Annotated in this window: 18 protein-coding genes and 3 pseudogenes; 17 read left to right on the top strand and 4 right to left on the bottom strand. The window is 60.5% G+C overall.

The window, feature by feature from the left end; genetic code table 11:
• Positions 1–316: 316 nt before the first annotated feature.
• A pseudogene (locus V1471_RS19440) lies at positions 317–767 on the bottom strand (integrase); the annotation flags it as partial.
• 54 nt (positions 768–821) lie between these two features.
• Between V1471_RS19440 and V1471_RS19445 the strand changes: the two are divergent.
• Both V1471_RS19445 and V1471_RS19450 read left to right on the top strand, forming a co-directional pair.
• A pseudogene (locus V1471_RS19445) lies at positions 822–1,315 on the top strand (transposase); the annotation flags it as partial.
• A 55-nt stretch (positions 1,316–1,370) separates the two neighbouring features.
• Positions 1,371–1,876: pseudogene (locus tag V1471_RS19450) on the top strand (tyrosine-type recombinase/integrase).
• A gap of 67 nt (positions 1,877–1,943) precedes the next feature.
• Here V1471_RS19450 and V1471_RS19455 read toward each other — a convergent pair.
• Both V1471_RS19455 and V1471_RS19460 read right to left on the bottom strand, forming a co-directional pair.
• The gene (locus V1471_RS19455) at positions 1,944–3,041 is read right to left on the bottom strand and encodes a ParB N-terminal domain-containing protein (RefSeq protein WP_434291163.1); all 1,098 of its coding nucleotides are present in this window, start codon (positions 3,039–3,041) and stop codon (positions 1,944–1,946) included.
• The gene (locus V1471_RS19460) at positions 3,038–4,342 is read right to left on the bottom strand and encodes an AAA family ATPase (RefSeq protein ID WP_434291165.1); all 1,305 of its coding nucleotides are present in this window, start codon (positions 4,340–4,342) and stop codon (positions 3,038–3,040) included. Before V1471_RS19460 ends, V1471_RS19455 begins: the two co-directional genes overlap by 4 nt.
• A gap of 572 nt (positions 4,343–4,914) precedes the next feature.
• Between V1471_RS19460 and V1471_RS19465 the strand changes: the two genes are divergently transcribed.
• Both V1471_RS19465 and V1471_RS19470 read left to right on the top strand, forming a co-directional pair.
• Complete coding sequence (locus V1471_RS19465; protein ID WP_434291167.1) at positions 4,915–5,613, top strand: hypothetical protein; 699 nt, start codon at positions 4,915–4,917, stop codon at positions 5,611–5,613.
• Between the two features lie 86 nt (positions 5,614–5,699).
• Positions 5,700–6,551: a LysR substrate-binding domain-containing protein gene (locus tag V1471_RS19470; protein WP_434291169.1), complete on the top strand. Its 852-nt coding sequence runs from the start codon at positions 5,700–5,702 to the stop codon at positions 6,549–6,551.
• Here V1471_RS19470 and V1471_RS19475 read toward each other — a convergent pair.
• Positions 6,548–8,827 carry a molybdopterin-dependent oxidoreductase gene (locus V1471_RS19475; protein ID WP_434291171.1) on the bottom strand — a complete coding sequence of 760 codons (2,280 nt, stop codon included), beginning with the start codon at positions 8,825–8,827 and terminating at the stop codon, positions 6,548–6,550. The two genes, V1471_RS19470 and V1471_RS19475, sit on opposite strands and share 4 nt — an antisense overlap.
• 320 nt (positions 8,828–9,147) lie before the next feature.
• Here V1471_RS19475 and V1471_RS19480 point away from each other — a divergent pair, with 320 nt between their 5' ends.
• The 13 genes from V1471_RS19480 (at position 9,148) to V1471_RS19540 (ending at position 22,194) form a co-directional block, all read left to right on the top strand.
• Positions 9,148–10,197, top strand: a complete 1,050-nt coding sequence (locus V1471_RS19480) for a M14 family metallopeptidase (protein ID WP_434291173.1) — start codon at positions 9,148–9,150, stop codon at positions 10,195–10,197.
• Between the two features lie 81 nt (positions 10,198–10,278).
• Positions 10,279–11,268 (top strand): Bug family tripartite tricarboxylate transporter substrate binding protein, encoded by a 990-nt coding sequence (locus V1471_RS19485; RefSeq protein ID WP_434291175.1) that lies wholly within the window; start codon positions 10,279–10,281, stop codon positions 11,266–11,268.
• A gap of 85 nt (positions 11,269–11,353) precedes the next feature.
• A complete protein-coding gene (locus V1471_RS19490; RefSeq protein ID WP_434291177.1) occupies positions 11,354–12,127 on the top strand; it encodes a maleate cis-trans isomerase family protein in 774 nt (257 codons plus the stop codon).
• 78 nt (positions 12,128–12,205) lie between these two features.
• A complete protein-coding gene (locus V1471_RS19495; protein WP_417264032.1) occupies positions 12,206–12,670 on the top strand; it encodes a tripartite tricarboxylate transporter TctB family protein in 465 nt (154 codons plus the stop codon).
• 5 nt (positions 12,671–12,675) lie between these two features.
• The gene (locus tag V1471_RS19500) at positions 12,676–14,202 is read left to right on the top strand and encodes a tripartite tricarboxylate transporter permease (protein ID WP_434291180.1); all 1,527 of its coding nucleotides are present in this window, start codon (positions 12,676–12,678) and stop codon (positions 14,200–14,202) included.
• 26 nt (positions 14,203–14,228) lie between these two features.
• Positions 14,229–14,573 carry a RidA family protein gene (locus tag V1471_RS19505; RefSeq protein ID WP_434291182.1) on the top strand — a complete coding sequence of 115 codons (345 nt, stop codon included), beginning with the start codon at positions 14,229–14,231 and terminating at the stop codon, positions 14,571–14,573.
• 98 nt (positions 14,574–14,671) lie between these two features.
• On the top strand, positions 14,672–15,622 hold the full coding sequence (locus tag V1471_RS19510; protein ID WP_434291184.1) for a Bug family tripartite tricarboxylate transporter substrate binding protein: 951 nt from the start codon (positions 14,672–14,674) through the stop codon (positions 15,620–15,622).
• 93 nt (positions 15,623–15,715) lie between these two features.
• Positions 15,716–16,198: a tripartite tricarboxylate transporter TctB family protein gene (locus V1471_RS19515; RefSeq protein ID WP_434291185.1), complete on the top strand. Its 483-nt coding sequence runs from the start codon at positions 15,716–15,718 to the stop codon at positions 16,196–16,198.
• A 2-nt stretch (positions 16,199–16,200) separates the two neighbouring features.
• Positions 16,201–17,754: a tripartite tricarboxylate transporter permease gene (locus V1471_RS19520; RefSeq protein ID WP_434291187.1), complete on the top strand. Its 1,554-nt coding sequence runs from the start codon at positions 16,201–16,203 to the stop codon at positions 17,752–17,754.
• Positions 17,755–17,800: 46 nt separating this feature from the next.
• Positions 17,801–18,409: a hypothetical protein gene (locus V1471_RS19525; RefSeq protein WP_434291189.1), complete on the top strand. Its 609-nt coding sequence runs from the start codon at positions 17,801–17,803 to the stop codon at positions 18,407–18,409.
• Positions 18,410–18,422: 13 nt separating this feature from the next.
• On the top strand, positions 18,423–20,009 hold the full coding sequence (locus V1471_RS19530; RefSeq protein ID WP_434291191.1) for a rhodanese-like domain-containing protein: 1,587 nt from the start codon (positions 18,423–18,425) through the stop codon (positions 20,007–20,009).
• Between the two features lies 1 nt (position 20,010).
• The gene (gene metC, locus V1471_RS19535; protein WP_434291193.1) at positions 20,011–21,174 is read left to right on the top strand and encodes a cystathionine beta-lyase; all 1,164 of its coding nucleotides are present in this window, start codon (positions 20,011–20,013) and stop codon (positions 21,172–21,174) included.
• A gap of 3 nt (positions 21,175–21,177) precedes the next feature.
• The gene (locus V1471_RS19540; protein WP_434291195.1) at positions 21,178–22,194 is read left to right on the top strand and encodes a YeiH family protein; all 1,017 of its coding nucleotides are present in this window, start codon (positions 21,178–21,180) and stop codon (positions 22,192–22,194) included.
• Positions 22,195–22,196 lie beyond the last annotated feature (2 nt).

Genomic DNA, 22,196 nt, shown 5'->3' on the forward strand with positions numbered 1-22,196 from the left:
GAGGGCATCCACTAAAGGCAGAACACTCTAGAAAGTAGGAGGCAGTGTTCAAGCCCCCTGCCCTAACGCCTGCTCCGGTCTTGTGGTTCACAGCTGTGAACAATCACCTGCTGTTCAGAAAACGGAAACGCGGCATGCAAGGAACTCACTCGTACGGCGGTGCGGTGCGACTTGTGAAATGCGAGTCCGCAGTCGGAAACCGTTTGACAATTCCCGCCAGCAATCTGCCTGACTATCGGGGCTGCAGAGTGATCGTGGCAACGCCCAATACAGACTTCTGTCAGATGAAAAAGCAAAAACCGGAGTCTGTCCTTTCGGCGCTGATACCGGCGCGCAGAGAATGACCGGAAAACAGTGCCAAACGCTCTTTTTCGGGCAGATCGGATCGGACCTCAGCATCGAGTGCGGTGTGCTTGATGAAACGGGTCACATGGTTGTCGTTCAGCCGGTTCTCCGGTGCACGCTTTCCGTCGCGCGAGGTCCGCACGAAGATCGGCCCGAGGTCGATCTTGGAAAAGTGTAGCCATTGTTCGAGTGCATGGACGGGGCAGGTCGGTTGCTTGCAGCCTCGGGCAATCTCGATCTCTCGCTACCCGGTTTTGGCGTTCCGTGTCAGGAGACTGCCGCCACCAGCTTTGCCTTTCACGGATTCGATCCAGCCCGTGTAGGCCATAGGGCAGGGGGGCGACCATCGCGCGGATGTCTTCGGACCAAATTGCCTCCTTCTGCGCCTGTGACCGAGCGTGTTTGCATTTGATCTCGGACAGCGCGCGCTCATGCGCCAGATTGAGGAACAATTCCTTGAGACACCGTTCTTCGGTGTGCGGCAGATGACCTGGCACACCCGTAAGGTTCTGTCCTAGCGGATCTCGAATACGCTGGAGGCGGACTTCTGCGTCGAGACGCTGAACGAGGCCATCGCCCGCTTCGGGCCGCCCGAGATCATGAACACCGACCAGGGCAGGCCAGTTCACATCCTTTGCTTGGACCGACCGGCTGCGCCGATCAGGTGTGCGCATCTCAATGGATGGCAAGGGGCATTCATCGGGCTTACGCCGCGCCACTGGCGCGACGGTCCCTCTTCTATCTCGACAACATCTTCGTGGAACGGCGCTGGCGGAGCCTAAAATACGAATGCGTCTACCTGCACGCCTCGGAAACAGGATCAGAGGCGAAGGCCGGCATCCGTAAATGGATGACCTTTTACAACAACCAACGCCCACACTCAGCCCTTGGCGGCAAACCCCCAGCCGAGGTCTATTGGCTGAGAAAAGAAGAAACCCAACCCGATCAGCTGGAGCAGAGAGTAGCTTAATTTACGCCAAATTCTGTCAAAGCAGTGGGAGTAGCTCACACAGCCGGCCAAAGACGTGGAAATTGACTTGCCCAATCACGTGGCAGGATCAGGTTCGCTTGAGCGCCTGGTGGAAACCGCGCGTGCCTATGCGGAGGCCACCGTTGCGGAGAACACAGCAAAAGTCTACACCGCCGACTGGGCGCATTTCTCGCGCTGGTGCCGGATGAAGGGTGCAGCCCCCCTGCCCCCGTCGCCGGAACTCATCGGCCTCTATCTCACCGACCTCGCACCTCCCGCGATGGCAAACGCGCTTTGGAGGACCGCCTCACCGACAAACACGTCGCGCGTCTCATCAAGCACACGGCTCTCAAAGCAGGCCTGCGCGCGGAGCTTCCGGAAAAAGAGCGCCTCGCATTGTTCTCCGGTCACAGCCTCCGCGCGGGTCTGGCAAGCTCAGCGGATGTCGATGAGCGTTATATTCAAAAGCACCTTGGCCACGCCTCTGTCGAAATGACGTGCAGGTATCAGCGGCGGCGGGATCGGTTCCGGATCAATCTGGCGAAAGCCGCCGGGCTTTAAACGCGAGATCGGAAAACGAAAAGGCGGCCACTTGGACCGCCTTTCTCATGTCATCTGATCGGGTGCTTTAGCTGTCCAGTTCGGCAAAGAACGCAGCCAGCGCGGCCTCCAGTTTCTGCTTTTCCATCTGACCAAAGTCCATGTCGGATCGCAGTTCAAGCCGCCCATCCTGCACCGCACAGCGCACTGTCCCCGCAGGGACAGTCATGCGGAACGTGGTTTTGAGCGTGTTGGCTCTTCCCGCCGGCGCTTTCTTTTCCGCCTTACGCACCTCGCTGAGCAAACCACGCAGCACCTCAATCTCGGCCTCTGCTGTCGTCGCCATCGCCGCCGCGAGCCGCGATTTCGCGCGCGTCACCGCCGCCGCATCGTCCGCAAACTTTTTCTCAAGATCGAGACCAAGGGCGCGCGGGATCGCTTCCGGAAATTTGAGCGCACCCCCGATATGCTCCAAGAGTGTCGCGAAGTGACGAATGTAGCTGCGCTTTTGCCGGTTCGCAGAGGCGTAAAGAATGGCGACGGCCTCCTCGACGCTCGCGCATTCGGTCTCCGGATCGGCGGCATAGGCCCGCGCAAGCGCCGCCATTTCCGCAAAAGAAATATCACGGCGCACGAGGTTCTCATCCACCATCCGACGGTAAAGTCCATCGAGGGCCTCGCCGCTCGACATCAGGCCCGCCGGAATTTTTGCGAAACGTTCATCGCCCGTTTCCGCGAACAGTTCGCGGTAGGCGGTGAGACGGCGGAACCCCTGCACAAGCTCATAGCCATCACCAACCTGCTCCACGCGGACCGGGTTTGAGAGGCCAATCTCCTGAATGGAGATTTTCAACTCGTCCAGATCGGGATCGCGGGTGATGCTCCGGTCGCGGGTGAGTTTCGACGTGGACACGGCGTCAATCGCGACGAGATCGACGATCAACCCCTGTTTTTTCATCCGCACGAAATCATGGGCGAGGCGGTCGTTTTCCTCGCGGATCGCGGCCTCGGCGGCCTGGCGTTCGCGAAGCGCGGAGGCGTTTTCCTGAATGGCGCTGGCCATTGGACCACGACGAGCCTCTCGCGTCACCGGCTCCTCTGTCCCCGCGGGGACCGGCGCGGCGGTTTCCTCCTCGACCGGATCGGTCGGGAAGTCGATATCAAAGACGCGGCGTTTCTTGCTCATGTCTCATCCTCCAGATTGCCCCAGGCCTCGAGAAGGTGCCCACGGAATTCTTCATACGCATTATCGAAAGAGGACCGTGCGCGGCGCCAGGTTTCACGCGTCATGTCGCGATAATCGGTCTCATAGATCGACGACAAAAAGCGACCGGACTGTTCAACCGCACGGGTCATCTCAATCGGGTTCTGGGTGAGCCTATCCCCGAACACCTTTTCAAACGCCTCCCGCATCGCGCGGTGCAACTCATTGCCGGCTTCGAACCGTGTCAGCAGAAAGCGGATGTCGTGAAACACCTTCGGCAGATTGCTTGTCCCCGCGGGGACGACACCGTTGAAGGCGGAGAGATCTTCGAGCGCTTCGGCGAGCTGACCGATGAAAGAGGTGGTGGAGTCATATTCCCAGTAGCCGGGGCCCGAGGGGATATAAAGCACGTCAGCGGCAAAGACCGCGTTCATCGACTGATAGCCGATCGCGGGCGGGCAGTCGAAGATGATCATGTCGTAAGCGTCGGCGGGCAGGGTGTCGAGATAGCGGCTCACGGCGGCAAAGAACGACCACTCCGGATTGAGGTGGCGATATTGCGCGGAGGCGAATTCGACAAAGGCTGCATTGGCGCAAGAGGGAATGATGTCGATGGTCGGCCAGTTGGTCGGCTTGATGAAATCCGCAACGCGCAGATCGGAAAGGCCCATATCCGTGATCGAAGAGGGCAGGCGGCGCTGGGGCAGGGCGGAGCCGCTCTCTGCGCCACGGGTCGCGGCATTCATGCGCTCTGTCTCATTGATGAGGTCGCGCGCCATGATGCCCCATACGGTGAATTCCTCGGCCACATCCGAAAGCCCCATGGAGTGGGACAGCGTTGCCTGCGGATCGAAGTCCACGCACAGGACACGGTAGCCATCGAGTGCGGCGGCATGCGCGAAGTGAAGCGCCACGGTGGATTTGCCTGCCCCGCCTTTAAAGTTCGCAATCGCCGCGCGGATCGCCCGCTTGCCCGCCGGACGGGTCGGCATGAGGGACTTGCGGCTCACCTTAAGACGGCGGCGCAGCTCGTTGATCTCTTCGAGTGTGTACCAGCGCTGACGCCCGTCCTCTTCGACATAGCCTTGCGGCAAGGACGGGTCGGCAGCCAGACGGCCGCGCATAGTGGATTGGTTGACCTTGAAGATGAGCTCCGCCACCTCCCAGCTCGAAAATCTGCGCAGCGTTTTCTCACGCTCGGGGGAATAGGTCTGCTGCCGGATAAATCCCTGCATCTTGAGCGACTGGGCCTGTAGTCGGGACAGGTCTTCATGGGTGAACATTGTGCCTCCTGTCCCCGCGGGGACGCTTTCTATTATCTGTTTCGGATTTACGCGGAAAATAGAAAATTGCAAAACGTAAAAACGTAAATTAAAGTAAAAGAGTGAAAAGCGCTGAGTTTTCGAAAACCCATGTGTTTTCTGTAACTACCCGCGGCGCTGTCTGTTTCGGACCGGAGGTGGTGAGCATGAGCACCCGGGCAAAACCTCTCGGGAATAACCCGCTAAATAGGGGGTCAGATTCGAGCTCTCCACCCTCTATTGGGGGACATTTTGCCCCCAAATAGGGGACAGCCAGAGTGTCCTCCTATACCATGAATACCTTTCTTTTTCTTTTTTGAGGAATTTGGTTGGAAAGATGCCAACAGGAGTCGCTTGACAGAATCGACGAACGCAACGCAAATTGTCTCAAGATCATAAAAAACGCTGAGAACGCGGTCGTTCGGAGGGTCTCACCTTTGACTCGCACATCTCGGGAAACATTCTTCGGAATGATTGAGGCAAAGACGGATCCCGACGCAAGAGACGGATACGGCGACGGATAAATGCAGAAACCTCTGCGAAGGGCGAGACAGATGTTGTCGATCAAACCGGCGGGTCCGCAGGCCGCCGCAGTCAAATACGATGTGCTCACAGCAGTCGGAACCTATGCGCTCTCTCAGACGAAGGGCACACAAGTGCTTTGCCTCCGTCTCATCACCCTCATCACGGCACGCTACAACTGGCAGCGCAATGAGCTTACCTTAGGTCAACGCGAAATCGCGCGAATGTGGCGCGTCGAGGAACGCACCGTCAAACGTGAGATGGCTAAGCTCCGTGCAATGGAATGGCTCATCGTCAAGCGTCAGGGTGCGCGGGGCCGGGTAACGCAATATGCGCTGGTTTTTGAAAAGATCCTTGAGGACACGCGATCGGTCTGGGCCGATGTCGGACCGGATTTCGAACAGCGGATGGAAGGACGAGAGGCCACGCCGTCCCAGACCGACGCGAAAGTGATTCCGCTTCAGCCGCAGGGCAGGGCGGTCGCGGCGCCTGAGGTCGATAGTTCAACGGAATGGGGACTGGCGCGCAGTTTGATCTATGCCGAAGATCCCGCACGCTATGCGAGCTGGATCGCCGCGCTGAGCCGTAGAGAACGTGTCGGACGCAGACTCTACCTCACTGCCCCGAGCTGCTTTCATGCGCACTATGTGGCAACCCATTTCAATGCACTCTGCCTGAGCGCGGTGAAACAGGCCGATGGCGACGTGGATGAAGTGATCATCCTCTGGTAAGACCGATAGGCGGGATTGCCAACTTCGTGTCGCCCGCTTGAGAAGAATGGGAAGTGCGACTGTGAATAGAAAATGCGAGCCACGACATGCTTACCAATCTTGATACCGATTTGCTGCGGACTTTCGTCGCGATTGCAGAGGAGGGTGGCTTTACCTCAGCTGCGCTGCGGATCTACCGGACGCAATCGGCCGTCAGCCAACAAATGCGTCGATTGGAAGAAACGCTTGGTGTGACGCTATTTGAAAAGGTCGGGCGACAGAGGGAACTCAGTCAGGCGGGGCAAAATCTTTTGACCTATGCGCGTCAGATCATCGCGCTCAACGATCAGGCGGTGATGATGGTCAACGCGTCGGAGGAGAGCGGCGAGGTGCGGATCGGCGCACCGCATGACATTGCGGATTCGATCCTGCCGGGATTTCTATCGACCTTTGCCCAGACCAATCCGCGCGTGCATGTCGTGCTCAAGGTCGATCGAAGCCCTAACCTTATGCCGCTTTTGGAAGACGGACGGCTCGACATGACGTTGACGACGCGCCATTCGGAGCGGTTCGAAGGCAAGCTTCTGCGCAGCTCGCCGACGGTCTGGATTGCATCTTCCAAGCTCAGTTTGGATACAAATCAACCTGTGCCTTTGGTTTTGGCGGATTCTCCGTCAATTTTCCGGCGTATGGCTCTTAATGCTCTGGAACAGCGTGGCGTGGCGCATATCGAGCGCTATACCTGTCCGACATTGTCGGGAATTCAGGTGGCTTTGAGTGCCGGGCTGGGCGTGACGGCGCGGACGCCGGAGCTGATCACGCAGGATTTGCGCATCCTTGGCGAGCGGGAGGGGTTGCCGCCGCTACCCGACATCAATTTTTATATCTATCGACGGAATGGCGATTTGTCCCCGGCTGCCAGAACGCTGTTCGATCAGATCTGCGCGGAGCAGCGTTAAGGCGGTGTCTGCGAGGCATGGCGCTTGAGATGAACCAACGTGGTCTGCGGGATCGGCGCCTGTGTCAGTTTCGAACTGCCGCGATCTTCGGTCAATGTGTTGGGATTGCCGGACAGGTCGCGGCCTTCGGGTGCCTCGGGGCGATACCACGCTCCGGTCGGCAGGACGATCACCCCGCGCATGACCCGTTCCGACAGGCGCGCGCCCACCAAACAGGACCCACGCGCATTGCACAGCTCGACAAGATCGCCGTCCTGAATGCTGCGCAGCATGGCGTCCTCGGGGTGGATCAAACAAGGCTCCGCGCCGTCGATTTTCGCCGCTTGACTGACGGGACCTGGGTCCATCTGGGAATGCAGACGCCGCTCAGGTTGCAGCGACAACATATGCAAAGGGCGCAGGGCCTCCGGGCCGTTTTGCGCCGCCTCCGCCCCAAGCCATTCGCTGTGCGGCAACCAAGTCACATGGCCGGGGCAATCGTCATAGCCCATGGCGGCGATGGCCTCGCTATAAAGCTCGATCTTGCCGCTTGGCGTCTTTAGCTGCGCGCCTTCGGGATCGGCGCGGAAGGCGGAAAATTGCACGTAGGGTTCTTTAGGGGCGGGCAGTTCGACTTGGCCGTCGCGCCAAAAGGTCTCGAAATCGGGCAGAGCCAGATCTCGTGTCGCGCCCGTTTCGCGCGCCGCCTCATAGATCGACCGCAGCCAAGCCATCTCATCGCGCCCTTCGGTGAAGGCGTCGGCAAAGCCCAGACGTTCCGCCAGATCGGCAAAGATCGTATGATCGTCGCGCGCTTCGCCGACCGGCGGCAGGATGCGATACATCGCAGTGATGAACCGGTCGCGGGAACTTGAGGCGATGTCGTTGCGCTCAAGCGTGGTGGTGGCGGGCAGCACGATGTCGGCATGGCGCGCGGTGGCGGTCATGGCGATCTCTTGCACGATCACCACCTCGGGGCGCCGAAATGCGCGGGTCAGCTTGGCGAGGTCCTGATGGTGATGAAACGGATTGCCGCCGCACCAATAGACCAGACGAATGTCGGGATAGGTCCGGGTCTCGCCGTTGAACGGGTAGGTGGCGCCGGGGTTCAGCAACATGTCGGAAATCCGCGCTACGGGAATGCAAGCCTTGACCGGATTCGGGCCGGGGCGGAGCGCAGGCGACGGCAGCGCGGGGCGCGGATTGCCCATGCCGTTGATCGACCAGAGCCCAAAGGCGAAGCCCCCGCCTGGCAGGCCGATCTGCCCCAGAAAAGCAGCAAAGGTGATCAGCGCCCACATGGGTTGTTCGCCATGATCTGCGCGCTGCACCGACCAGGACATGGTGAGAAAACACCGCGTCTTGGCGCATTTTCTGGCAAGATGGGTGATGCGCTCCGCCGGAATGTCGCAGATCGCACTGGCCCAGTCGGGCGTCTTTGCGATGCCATCGCTTTCGCCACGAATATAGGCCGTGACCTCTGTGCCGCCCACGCAATAACGCGCGACGAAATCGAGATCGGCGAGGCCTTCGTCCAGAAGCGTGTAACACATCGCCAGCAAGAGCGCCGTGTCCGTGCCGGGGCGGATCGGAAGCCATGGGATCGGATCGCCCTTACCAGGAAGCTCTTGATCCGTCGGTGAAATGTTGATGATCTCCATGCCGCTCTGGCGACAAGTCGCGAGCCATGCGAGACCGCTGTGTTGTCCCATGCCGCCCGCTTCGACCTGCATGTTGCCCGGAGAAATGCCGCCGAAATTCAGCAACAGCCCGGTGTGTTTGGCAATGCCGTCGAGCGAACTGACCGGGCCTTGCACCGTGTCGATGTCGCCCAAAACATGCGGCAGAAAGGTGATCGCGGTGGCGTAGCTGTAATTCTGTTCTTGTGCGGTGTAGCCTCCGAATTGGCCGAGGAAGCGTTGCAACTGGGTGCGGGCGTGGTGGAACCGTCCGGCGCTGGACCAGCCGTAAGAACCGCCGAAAATCGCTTCGTTGCCATGGCTGTCGCGGACGCGAGCCAGCTCTCGCGCGGTGATCTCCAGCGCCGTCTCCCAAGAGACAGGCACGAAATCATCGCCGCCGCGCGCGGCGCGTGCGGCCTCAAAATCGCCATCCAAAAAGGCGCGCCGGATCAAAGGTGTGCGGATTCGCTGGGGGCCGTGCACCATGGCGTCGATGTTGTCGAGCATGGGCGAAGGATGCGGATCATTGGGCGCGGGGCGCACGTCAAGATGCCCCTCATTGTGGCGCGCTTCGAAGATGCCCCAATGGCTGGCGTTCTGAATATATCCTGTCATGGTGTCCCTGTTATCACGGCTTGAAACCCCTGCGCTATGCTTGGCGGAACACGGGAAATGCACAAATAAATTCTTCGCGCTAATTGATTAGCGGCGTTAATGGGGGTTTCGCGCAATCATACATTAGTATCTCTAATGTTTTTCGCGTGAGTTTGAATTAGACCCTCCCGATTTCCCTTCCTACAGTTTTGGAAACACCGCCATGAAGAGCGGTCAAAACGCCGACAGGTCCCATGTTTCGCACGGCCTCTGCCGTGGAAATATCTGCACGATGTGCAGGACTACTCGGCATGCCCAACCGAGAGGACCGACCCGGGATCATGACTGATACGTTCACCGACTTGCCGTTCGACGCGGCTTTCGCACAGGCCCCCGCAGGCTCAATCACCCGTGGCCGTATTCGTGTGGGCAGCTTTGCCAGCGGTGCCGAGATTGCCCAACCTTTCCTGATCGCGAAAGGCGCCAAACCCGGCCCGTGTCTCTGGATTTGCGGTCAGGTGCATGGCAATGAGATCAACGGTATCTGGGGGGCGCTTGATTTTATCGCCGAGCTCGATCTGGCAGAGCTGGCGGGCTCTGTGGTTTTTGCACCGACGGCGAACCCTCTGGCGCTCGATGCGCGCAGCAAAGCCGCGCCGCAGGACGGGCTCGATCTCGATCAGACCTTTCCGGGCAATGTGAATGGCCAGATCACCGAACAACTGTCGGCGGCCTATTTCAAAGCGGCTGCGGCCCATGCCGATGTGTTGATCTCGATGCATACGATGACGCATCTGTTCCATTCCGCGCCCTATGCGGTCTACAAACTTCACCCCGAAAGTGGGATTGGCGAAGAGAGGCTCTTTTCCCTGATCCGGCATTTTCATCCCAATGTGGCCTGTCGCATGAATGTGGCGCCCGGGGCGGGGGAGTTGCCGGGCAATATCCCCGGCGCGATTGATTATCAGATGCTGGCGCTCGGCAAACCGGCCTTCATGGTCGAGCTGGGCGCAGGGTCGGAGACCAACCCGGAGTGCGTGGCGCTGGCCAAGCGCGGTTTGCGCGGCGTGGCGGGCGAGATGGGGCTTTTGCCGCCCTCCGAACACGCCCCGGCCAAGACCCTGCGCCGGGTGACACGCCGGACCCATGTGATGACCCATGAGGGTGGGTTGTTTCGCACCGGGGTGATGCCGGCCACGCTGTTGAAAGCGGGCACGCCGATTGGCAAGATCTCCACCCTCACCGGCGCGGCCCTGTCTGAACCCGCGATGGAACAGGACGTCTTCATGATCGGGGTGCGCAAGGATCCGGTGGTTCACACCGGGGATCGCATCGCTTTTGTCGCTCTGGAGTGGGACGAGGTGCCCGCCCCGGATGCGCCGCCCACCTGATGGGTCGCTTCGGCCTCATCAGCCAAAAGACCAATAAAAACAATATCAAAACAACAAACCACCAACAGAGAGAAACTCACCATGTTCAACTGGAAACACAGCCTGCTGGGGTTTGCCCTTGCGGCGACCGCCCTTGTGACGGCCAATGCGCCCGCACAGGCGCAGGACGATTACCCGAAACGCCCGATCACGCTGGTCGTGCCGTGGTCGCCGGGGGGCGCCGCCGATATCATCGCGCGGCTTCTGGCCGAACCGATGTCCGAGGCCCTGGGCCAGCCTGTGGTTGTCGAAAACCGCCCCGGTGCTGGCGGTACGGTCGGCAGCGCGCTGGTCGCCAATGCGGAGCCCGACGGATACACCATTCTGATGGGGAATGTGGCAAGCCAAGGCATCGCCGCCGCGTTTTACAAGGACACGATCCCCTATGATGTGCTGGAAGATTTCACGCCCGTCACCCAACTGATCCAACAGCCCAACGTGCTTTTGGTTCAGAACGATTTCGAAGCGCAGACGATGGACGATCTCGTCACCTATCTGAAAGACAACCCGGGCGAGATTTACGCCACGCCGGGCGTTGGAAACTCGCCTTACCTGACCTTTGAACTGATCAAGAACCGCTATGGCCTCGATATGATCAACGTGCCCTATGACAGCGGGGCCGAGGTCAACAATGCGCTGGCTGCAGGGCAGGTGATGATCGCGATCAACAATCTGCCGGAATCCATCACGGCGACAAAGAACGGGGCAGCACGCCCGATTGCGGTGACAGCGCCGGAGCGCAACCCGCTGTTGCCGGATGTGCCGACGTTCAAGGAGTTGGGACAAGACATCGTCGCGATTTCCTGGCAGGGCCTCTTTGTTCCGGCCGGCACGCCGGATGAGATCGTGACGAAACTCTACGACGCGGCGGTGCTGGCGCTCGAAGATCCGGATGTTGTTGCGCGCAACGCCGATCTGGGCTCCGTGCCGGTCGGAAGTTCGCCCGCCGAGTTCCACGACTTTGTCGCCTCCGAACTCAACAACTGGGCTGAAATGGTGGCGCTGGCAGCGGCCACAGAAGCGAACAAATAATCCTTCACACGTTCCGGGGGGCGAATACAGCCCGGAAACACCGGAGCGTGTGACTAATCCCATGACGATTTCAGGAGGTTTCGAAATGCAAATAAAAGCCAGGAAACAGGCACGAGCGAGCACCCGACTGGGCTTTCTCATCCCGGAGCGCAATGTCGCCTGTGAAGCCGAGTTCCTGCATTTTATTCCGCATGGGATGAGCTGCCATTTTTCCCGCCTCCCGCGCGATGGGGCGGCTCTGACCAAAGAGTCGCTGGTGGATATGATGAGCCGGGTGGGCGATCAAGCCCAGCTTTTGTCCGGCATCGACCCTGCCGTGATCATGTGTGCCTGCACCAGCGGTAGCTTTCTTGGTGAAGAAAGCGCCATCGACGATTTGGCCGACGAGGTCACGCAAAGGACCGGCGTAGAGAGCTATACGACCTCGCGTGCCGTGGTGGATGCACTCAAGGCGGTCAATGCGCGACGGGTGTTTCTGGTGACGCCCTATCCCGATGAGATCAATGCGGCGGAGATTGCCTTTCTCGAGCGGGAAGGCTTCGAACTGGCCGGGCTGTCGAGTTTTCGCTGTGCTCGGTCTGAGGAGATCCGGGCACTGGGCTCCGCCGATGTCGAACGTCTGGTCATGGCTGCGCGCGAAGAGATCGCAGACGCCGATGTGGTGTTTATCAGTTGCACCAACCTCGAAGTGATCGAGCGGATCAACCGGATGGAAACCGAATTGAACCTTCCGGTGATTTCATCAAATTCCGCCACGCTTTGGCGGGCGTTTCGCGCAGCAAACATCAACACAGTGAACATCGGTGCCGGGCGTCTGTTCGAATACGATCTGATGCAGGCGACCCCGACGAAGACCTGAAAAACGACTGACACATCACGGACCGGAGGTACCAAAAGGCACCAAGCCACCCCGGTTCAGCACACAGAAAGAAACAACATGTCAACAGGGATTGAAAAGAGCCGGGCCATCCGCTGGATCGGTGCCGGGCTGGGCGCTGGTTTTGCTCTGGTGGGGCTGGCCTTGGCTGTGGTGTCCTATCGCTACGGTTTGGGTAGCCTGCGCCAGATCGGCCCCGGATTGATGCCCTTTATCATCGGCGCCGTCCTGATGCTCTGCGGTCTCGTCGCCGCCATCGTGGAACTGAAAGCCGGGGACATCGATTTCGTGCCCTCACCGCTCAGCCCGATCCTTCTGGTCGTCGCGGGCGTGCTGATCTGGGCGCTGACGGTCGAGCGGCTTGGCTTTGTCATCGCCACCGTGTTGCTGATGCTCTGCACGACACTGGCCTATCGCCCGGTCAAATGGAAATCCTCGCTGATCGTGATCGCCTGTATGGCGGGGTTCAGCGCGGTGTTCTTCATCTACGGCTTCAAATTGCCCTTTAAACTCTTCTGGTGGTGATCGCGATGGAAACCCTCTCTAATCTTGCGATGGGGTTCGGCTCCACGCTGTCACCGTCGAACCTTCTCTTCTGCTTTCTCGGCGTGACCATCGGGACCTTCGTGGGTGTTTTGCCCGGTCTCGGTCCACTGGCGGCCATCTCGCTTTGCCTGCCGCTGACCTACTATCTCGATCCGACCACGGCGTTGATCATGCTCGCCGGGATTTTCTACGGCGCGCAATACGGCAGTTCGACCGCCTCGATCCTGTTGAACATTCCTGGCACGGCGACGGCGGCGGTGACCTGTCTCGACGGCTATCCTATGACCCAGCAGGGCAAGGCGGGGCAGGCGCTGTTGATCACCACGCTGACCTCGTTCTTCGGCGGCAGTTTCGCAATCATCCTGGTGATCGCTCTGGCGCCCGTGATTTCGGATTTCGCGATGAATTTTTCTTCTGCGGAATATTTCTCTGTGATGCTTCTGGGGCTGGTGGCCGCGTCGACCCTGTCGGTCGGCTCGCCGGTCAAGGGCTTTGTCATGGTGATCGCGGGGCTGGCTCTCAGCATGATCGGCACGGACAAATATACCGGGCAGTATCGCTTCACCTTTGGCGATCTCAATCTGGCCGAGGGGATCAGCATCGTGGCGCTGTCCATGGGGCTGTTCGGTGTCTCGGAAATCTTGTCGAGCTTTGCAGGCTCGGGGCCGGTGACGCTCAAGGCCAACACCGTGCGTCTGCGCGACATGATGCCGACGCGTGCGGAGTTGAAACGCACCGTGTTTCCCGCCGTGCGCGGGGCCAGCATCGGCTCTGTCATCGGAGCGATGCCGGGGGCGGGGCCTGCACTTGCGTCCTATCTGGCCTACGCCGCCGAAACGCAGGTGTCGAAGACGCCAGAGAAATTCGGCACCGGCATGATCGAGGGCATTTCCGCGCCTGAGGCGGCAAACAACGCCTCCGTGCAGACCGCCTTTATTCCGACGCTGACGCTGGGCGTGCCGGGAGACGTGGTGATGGCGGTTCTGATCGGAGCGCTGATGATCCATGGCATCACGCCGGGCCCGGATTTCATTTCCGGTCACGCACCGATGTTCTGGGGCCTCGTGGCCAGTTTCTGGATCGGCAACGTGATGCTTTTGATCCTCAACATTCCGCTGATCGGGATCTGGGTGCGGATGTTGTCGATCCCGCCGCGCATTCTCTATCCGATCATGATCGTGCTCGTTTGCGTGGGCGTTTACAGCATCCGCAACAACATCTTCGACATCTACATCATGCTCGGATGTGGCGTCGTGGGCTATGTGCTGACGCTATTCAACTTTCCCACCGCGCCCTTGCTTTTGGGCTTTGTGCTGGGGCCGTTGATGGAGCAACACCTGCGCCGTGCGCTGCTCTTGGGCCGAGGTGATCCCATGACCTTCGTGGATCGACCGCTCAGCCTCGCCTTCCTCATCGTCTGCGCGCTTTTGATCCTGCGTTTCATCCCCGGATGCAACCTCAAAACTCTGCGCAAAATCTGGCGTCCGCGTTTGCGCGACGACATCGAATAACCCACCCATCCTGAACGGAGATACTTATGACCATCACCCGCCTTCACCCCGGCCCGCGCATGAGCCAGGCCAGCATTCACAACGGCACTGTATATCTTGCCGGGCAGGTTGCGACCCCGGGCACCGATGTGGCGCACCAGACCAAGGAAGCGCTTGCGAAAGTCGATGCGCTTCTGGCCGAGGCCGGTAGCGACAAATCCAAGGCCTTGCAGGTCATCGTTTGGTTGGCCGACATGGCCGATTTTGCCGCGATGAACGCCGTTTATGACGCCTGGATCGATCCGGAAAACCCACCGGCACGCGCCTGTGGCGAAGCGAAACTTGCCACACCCGAGCATCTTGTCGAGTTCATCGTGACGGCGGCGCTCTGATCAAAGTCGTCGGGGAGGGGCGGACCGTTCCGGCGCTTCCCGACTGGCACTCACCAAGGCCTCACAAAAGATGGCCCTTACCAACAGGAGAAAACCCTATGTTCAAATCCCTCGTTCTCGGCGCTCTTTTGGGCAGTGGTCTTGCCACGGCTGTCGCCGCGCAGGACTATCCGACGAAAGACATCGACCTCGTGGTGCCCTTCGCGCCGGGCGGCAGCGTCGATGTGACCTCGCGCCTTTTGGCGGAAAGCGCCAACACCTTCCTCGATGGTGTCGAAGTTGTCGTGTCGAACCGCGCCGGTGGCGGCGGAGTTGTCGGCCAGAGCTACGTCGCGCGCGGCAAGCCCGATGGCTATACCGTTCTGGCCATGACCAGCTCGGTCGTGACCAACCCGCAGCTCAAGGGTGCGCCTTATGCCATCACCGATTTCAAACCGGTCGCGGCCTATAATCTCGATCCCGAGGTGATTGCTGTTCCGGCCAATTCCGAGTTCAAAACCATCGACGATTTCGTGGCGGCGACCAAAGAAGCCCCGCTCAACATGGTTGTGGCCGGCATCGGGACGTCCCATCACATGGCAGGCCTTGCTTTGACCTCCGCTGCGGGACTTGAGTTCAACTATGTACCGGCCAAAGGATTTGGTGAACAGCTTCAGGCCGTCGTTGGCGGTCATGCCGACGGGGCATTCTGGCCGATGGGCGAAGCGATGGTTCATGCCGAAGCGGGCAGCGTGCGACTTCTGGCCGTGGCCTCCGATGTGCGCGATCCGAAATTCCCGGATGTCCCCACTTTTGAGGAAGCGGGTCTGAACGTGCCGATGTGGGCTACGTTCCGGGGCTGGGCCGTGCCGGCCGACACGCCGGACGAGGACGTCGCCTTTCTGTCCGATCTGCTGAAAAAGGTTTTCGAAGACGAGACCTATAAACAGAAAATGGTCGATGGCGGGTTTGATCCGATCTATCGCGACGCCGCCGAGTTCCAGACGATCATCTCCTCCTACTCCGATCTGGTGGTGCCGATCATCGAAGACAACGGTCTGGGGCAGTAACCGGTTTCCCCTGCAGGCGATCCTGCCTGTTCCGGTCCCACCTGCGCTTTCCCTGTCGCGGGTGGGATCACTTCAAAAATTCCTGAGGTCCTTATGTCCCCTAAACCCGCATCCTCTTTATTTATCCGCGCCTTGAGCGACACCAATGTCGTGACCGGGGCTTTCCTCTTCCTGCTCGGGGGAGGGGCCGCCCTGATGGCGTTGGGGTTCGATCCGAGCGCCCGCAATTTCCCACTGATTGTATCGGTTATCATTGCCCTGTGTGGCGCGAGCATTGCTCTGCGCGCCTTGCGCGGGGACAAGCATAGCACTCTGCCGCTGCATGAGTTCGGGGTGATCGCGAAGGCGGTCGGTGCGATTGTGCTCTGGGGGCTGGCTCTGGCCTTTGGTCTTGGCTTTGTGATTGCGACCAGTTTGCTGGTGCTCGCGATGCTCTGGCTTGCGGGGATGCGGCGCCTTGGTCATGGGATCATCCTCTCCGTCGGCATCACACTCGTGCTCTTCGCTCTCTTTGTCGTGGTGTTGAACGTGCACTTGCCCGACTCCTTCCTTTCCTTCATCGCTCCTGGGGTCTAATCATGGATCAGATCGCACTCGGTTTTTCCGAACTCTTGCAGCCGGCCGTGCTGATGATGTTGACCATCGGCGTTTTTGCCGGGCTGGTCGTCGGCTCTATTCCCGGGGTGAACGACAATATCGCCTTCGCGGTATTTATTCCGTTTTCCTTCAGTCTGCCCGCAGAACAGGCGCTTGCGCTCATGGTCGGCGTTTATTGTGCCGCCGCCGCAGGGGGGGCCATTCCTGCCATTATGATCCGGGTTCCGGGCACGGCCTCGGCGCTTTTGACGACGATCAACGGCAATGCCATGGCCCGTAAAGGACAGGCCGGACAGGCGCTGTCCATTGCCATGGTGTCCTCGGTCGTGGGTGGGGTGCTGTCGGCGCTTGTCCTTCTGGTCTTTGCGCCGGTTCTGGCCAATGTCGCGCTGCGCTTCGGCTATGTCGAAAACGCGGCGCTCACCATTCTCGGGCTCTCAAGCGTTGTCGGGTTGTTGTCCGGCAATGTGCTTAAAGGCGTGGTCTCTGCTTGCATCGGCCTCCTGATTTCGACCATCGGTTTCAGCCAGGTCACGGGATCGCCACGCTATACGTTCGGCAGCATGAACCTGATCGAAGGCCTGCCCTTCGTGCCGTTGCTCGTCGGCCTGTTCGGGGTTGCCGCAGTGTTCGATCTTTTGCGCGAACAGGCGGAGGAACAGCGTACGCAGAAAGAAAGCGAACAATTGCCGGAGATCGGCTCCATGCGTCTTGGGCGCGGGATGATCCGGCGTCTTCTGCCGACATGGTGTACCAGTGCCGCGATTGGCAATTTCATCGGTGTCCTGCCGGGCGCTGGTATGCTGATGGCAATCTACATCGCCTATGATCAGGCCGGTCGTCGGTTCCGCAAACATTTCGAAGGCCGCCCGGGAGAGGCAAAATGGGACGAGGGCGCGCCAGAGGGTATCGCCGCTCCTGAATCTGCCAACAATGCGGTGACCGCGAGTTCCATGGTGCCACTGTTGTCGTTGGGCATTCCGGGCAACTCCACCTCCGCGCTGTTCATCGGGGCGATGGCGCTGCACGGTCTGGTGCCGGGGCCGCTTTTGTTCACGCAACATGCGGACATCGCCTGGATGGTGATGGTGGCGTTTCTGGCCTGCAACATCATCATGGGACCTGCGGCCTATGTGGTGATCCGCACCGTGTCGCGGGCGATCTTTGCCATTCCGAAAAACGTCATGGTCGGGATCATTATCCTGTTGTGCCTGCTGGGTGCCTATTCGGACGGCAACAACCTGTTCAACATCTGGGTCGCGCTTGGCGCCGGTGTGGTCGCCTATCTCATGAAGGTGGCACAAATTCCGCTCGGGCCTGCCATCCTCGGTCTGGTCCTGGGCGCGCAGATGGAGGCCTCGATCTCCAACGCACTGTCGATCTCGCGCGGGAATTGGTTCGTGTTCCTCGATCCAGTCGCGCATCCGATCAGCGCCGTCATGTTGCTCGCCGCCGCGCTTATGTGGGTGGCACCGGCCCTGCGCGGACTGCGGGCCCTGCGCTCCATCCGCGTGTCTCGCAGCATGGGGCACTGACCCGCTGTCCTTTCACACTTTTCACTATCCTTTAGGGAGACTTCACATGTCGACACATTCCGATCCGGCCGCTCTGGGTGCCGCCCGCAAAAAGGCCGTAGACAGCCTGATTTCCGAGACCCGCAGCCGTCTCGACACAGCTGCACTCGACCGCAACCTTTTGGCGGGTATTCGTCAGTCCGTCGAGGATCTGGCCTCTGAGACCGCCTTCTGGACCGATCCGTCCTATGCGCCGCCCGAAGGGGAGGAGCGTCAGGCGCGCTATCTCATCGGCGCAGAAAGCGACACGGGGATCACGCTGTACCTGAACGTCATGCGCGCGGGCAAAAAGATCCCGCCGCACGATCACACCACCTGGGCCTGTGTCGCGGCGGTCGAAGGCAGTGAGCACAACACGCTCTACGACCGTCTGGACGATGAGAGCCAGGAAGGGCACGCCGAACTGGCCGTGCGCGAGGTTGTCGAAATCCGCCCCGGCACCTCCGTGGGCCTCATGCCTGACGACATCCACAGTGTTGAAATTCGTGGCGATCAGGTGATCCGTCACCTGCATTTCTACGGTCGTCCGCTGGAGACCCTGACCGAGCGCAAGGCGTTCGATCTTGAGACAAACACATACAAAATCATGGCTGTTGGCGTCAAAACCCGCACCTGAACAGGAATATATTATGTCGATTGAAACGATCACCCCTCAGGCCCTTAAGTCGCAACTTTCGGGGCCGGAGGAATACGCCTTTCTCGATGTGCGCGAACACGGGCAATATGGCGAAGGCCATCCGTTTTTCTCTGTAAACGCGCCCTACAGCCAGATCGAAACCCGTGCCCCAGTGCTGGTGCCGCGTCGGCAGACGCTGTGTTTTCTGATGGATGACGGCGACGGTGTGGCCGATCTGGTGGCCGCGCGGATGGCGGAGATGGGCTATGACAACCTGCGGGTGCTCGAAGGCGGTGCGCCGGGCTGGGTGGCTGCGGGCTACACGTTGTTCAAAGGCGTGAATGTGCTGTCCAAGAGCTTTGGCGAACTGGTCGAACATGCCTGTGACACGCCTTCCGTTTCCGCAGAAGAATTGCGCGCGATGCAGGCGGCCAAGACCCCGCTTGTTGTGCTCGACGGGCGGTCGCCGCGCGAGTTTCACAAGATGTCCCTGCCGGGGGCGCTGTCTTGCCCGAATGCGGAATTGCCCTATCGCTTGCCGGAACTCGTGGCGGATGAAGACACCCCGATCGTCATCAACTGTGCCGGGCGGACCCGGTCGATCATCGGGGCGCAATCGCTGCGCAATCTCGGGCTGAAAAATCCGGTGTTCGCATTGCGCAACGGCACGCAGGGCTGGCGCCTTGCGGGGTTCGATCTGCGCCATGGCGAGACGCCGACGGAACAGCCGGATCTGAGCCCGGCGGGCGCGCAACGCGCTGCGGATCGTGCCGCCGATCTGATCGCACGCTTCGGGTTGAAAACCCTCGATGCCGACGCGTTTGACGCCATGCGTGCCGACACGTCGCGCACCACCTACCTGTTCGATGTGCGGACCGAGGCGGAATATCTCGCAGCGCATTGGAGCGGCGCGCGCCATGCGCCGGGGGGACAGCTTGTGCAGGCCACAGACGAGTTTTTCGCCACGCGTCATGCCCGTGTGGTCCTGAGCGACGATCTCGGGGTGCGGGCGGCAAGCATGGCGGTCTGGCTCATGGGGATGGGGCATGAGGTCTATCTCTTGGCCGCTGACGCACGTCAGGGCACGGAACATGGCGCTGAAGCGCAGACCGAGGTCAATCTGCCGCAGAGTGTGGACAGTTCCGCGATTGTGGCGGCCTTGGCTGCAGGGACGAAGGTTTACGACGCCTCCCGTGGCATGTCCTACCGCAAGGCCCATGTCGAGGGCGCCCGCTGGGTGACCCGCGCGCGACTGACGGCCGAGGATGCCGAAGGGCCGGTGCTTGTGATCGGGGATCGTGCCGATCTTGTCGCCGGGGTGATGCAGCGTCTGGCGGAGCTGGGTGCGACGGAGCTGACCGCATCGGTCGGCGATGCGAAGATCTGGGCTGAAGCCGGGCTAGACGTGGTCGAAACGCCTTATATCCCGGCGGAAGAGGAGTGCATCGACTTCCTGTTCTTCGTCCATGACCGCCATGACGACAATCTCGAAGCCGCGCGGCAGTATCTGGCGTGGGAATTGAATTTGCTGGGGCAGCTCGACGCGCAGGAACGCGCGGCACTCGATCCCCTTGTGGCGACCGAACTGGAGGCGCTTTGACATGAAACGCGAAACGAAACTTTGTCACTACGGGCAACCGTCGCGGCCCGGTCCGGCGAACCCGCCTGTGGTGCGTGCCTCGACCATTCTGCACGATACAGTTGCAAGTTATCGCGCCACGAAAGCCGCACGCGAGACCGATGACAGTGTCTTGTCTTATGGCCGTCGCGGCACCACCACGGCGCATGCGCTGATGGAGGCGATTGCCGATCTCGAAGGCGGGGAGGGCGCATGGCTCTACCCGACCGGGGTGGCGGCGATTGCCGCAGCACTTATGGCGCTGGTGCGTCCGGGCGATCATCTTTTGCTCGTCGAGACGATCTTTGGCGCGACGCGGACCTATTGCGATAAGGTGCTGGCCGAGTTCGGCGTGAGCTATGATCTTTATCCAGCTGCGACCACCGATCTGACACCTTACATCCGTGACAATACACGGCTTGTCTTCGTCGAAACGCCCGGCTCGCAGACCTATGAGGTCATGGACCTGCCGGCGCTCTGCGCAAGCGCTCATGCGGCGGGGTTGGTTGTTGTGGCGGACAACACCTATGGCTCTGGCTGGCTGTGCCAGCCGCTTGCCCTTGGCTGTGACGTCTCGATCATCGCTGGGACGAAATATCTCGGCGGTCATGCCGATGTGATGATGGGCAGCGTGAGTGCACGGGGTGAGGCCGCCGCCCTTGTGCGTAAAGCGACGCACCTGAGTGGGCAGTCTTTGGCCCCTGACGAAGCCTATGCCACTCTGCGCGGGATGCGGACGCTGGCGCTGCGCCTTGAGCGCCATGAACAGAATGCGCTGGCATTGGCCGCATGGCTGGACGCACGCCCCGAAGTGTTGCGCGTGTTGCATCCGGGTCTTCCGGGCCATCCCGGTCATGAGATCTGGAAACGCGATGCGTCCGGCTCCAACGGGCTTTTGAGCGTGGTCTTTGCCCCGGGGATCGACACCGAAGCGCTGCTCGACAATCTGCAACTTTTCGGCGTCGGCAGCAGTTGGGGCGGCTTCGAAAGCCTTGCCATGCCGATTGCCCCGGAACGCAGCCGCCCGTCGCTTCAGGGCCTGCCGGAGGAGGCGCAGATCGTGCGGTTCCATGCCGGGCTGGAACATGCCGAGGATCTGATCGCGGATCTTGAGGCCGGACTGACCGCTGTGACGGCAAAGGGCTGAGAGATGCAGGACGGAACCGCGTTGAAAGCGCCCCGAATTCCGGCAGTAATCCGGGACAATATAAAGGGCATTCTGGTCTCGGCACTGGTCGCTTTGGCGGCCAAGTTCCTGTCGGAACATTACGGCGCGCCCGCGATGTTGATGGCGCTGTTGCTCGGCATCGCGATGAATTTTCTGGCCGATGACCCGCGCACCCATGCCGGGGTGCAGTTCACGGCGCGCTCGGTGCTTCGGGTCGGCGTGGCGCTTTTGGGCGTGCGCGTGAGCTGGGACATGCTGCGCGATCTGGGGCCGGGGATCATCGCCTGCGTCATCGCGGGTGTGTTCCTGACCATCGGGTTCGGCGTGCTTTTGGCGCGCCTGCTCGGTCGGGAGACGGATTTCGGTCTGTTGACCGGCGGGTCCGTGGCGATTTGCGGGGCCTCTGCGGCCATGGCAATCGCGGCGGTTCTGCCCGCGCGCGAAGACGATGAACGCGACCTGACCTTCACCGTTCTGGGCGTGACCGTGTTGTCGACGCTGGCGATGATCCTCTATCCGATCCTGTCCAACATGATGGGTTTTGACGCCAATATCGCCGGCGTGTTCCTAGGCGCGTCGATCCATGATGTGGCGCAGGTGGTCGGCGCGGGGTTTTCCCTGTCCGATGAGGCCGGTGAAATCGCCGTTCTGGTCAAACTGATCCGGGTGTCGATGTTGGCGCCGGTGGTGCTTTTGCTTGCCCTGCGCGTGCGGGCAACGATCCGGTCGGGCGAGACGAAACGCCCGCAGGTTCTGCCTGCCTTCCTGCTGGGCTTTGCCGCCTTGGCACTGCTCAATTCGCTCGGGCTGATCCCGGCGGTGGTTCAGGCCATCCTGACGGAGCTCTCGGGCTGGGCGCTTTTGATTGCCATCGCAGCAGTCGGGATCAAGACCTCTCCGCGCAACATGTTGTCGGTGGGGGGCACGGCCATTGCGATGATCGTTGCCGAGACGCTGTTCCTCGCGCTCTTCGTGATCGCCGTGGTGTCCTTCCTTTAACT

This window comes from Celeribacter sp. SCSIO 80788 (assembly GCF_051054295.1).
Taxonomy (GTDB): Bacteria; Pseudomonadota; Alphaproteobacteria; order Rhodobacterales; family Rhodobacteraceae; genus Celeribacter.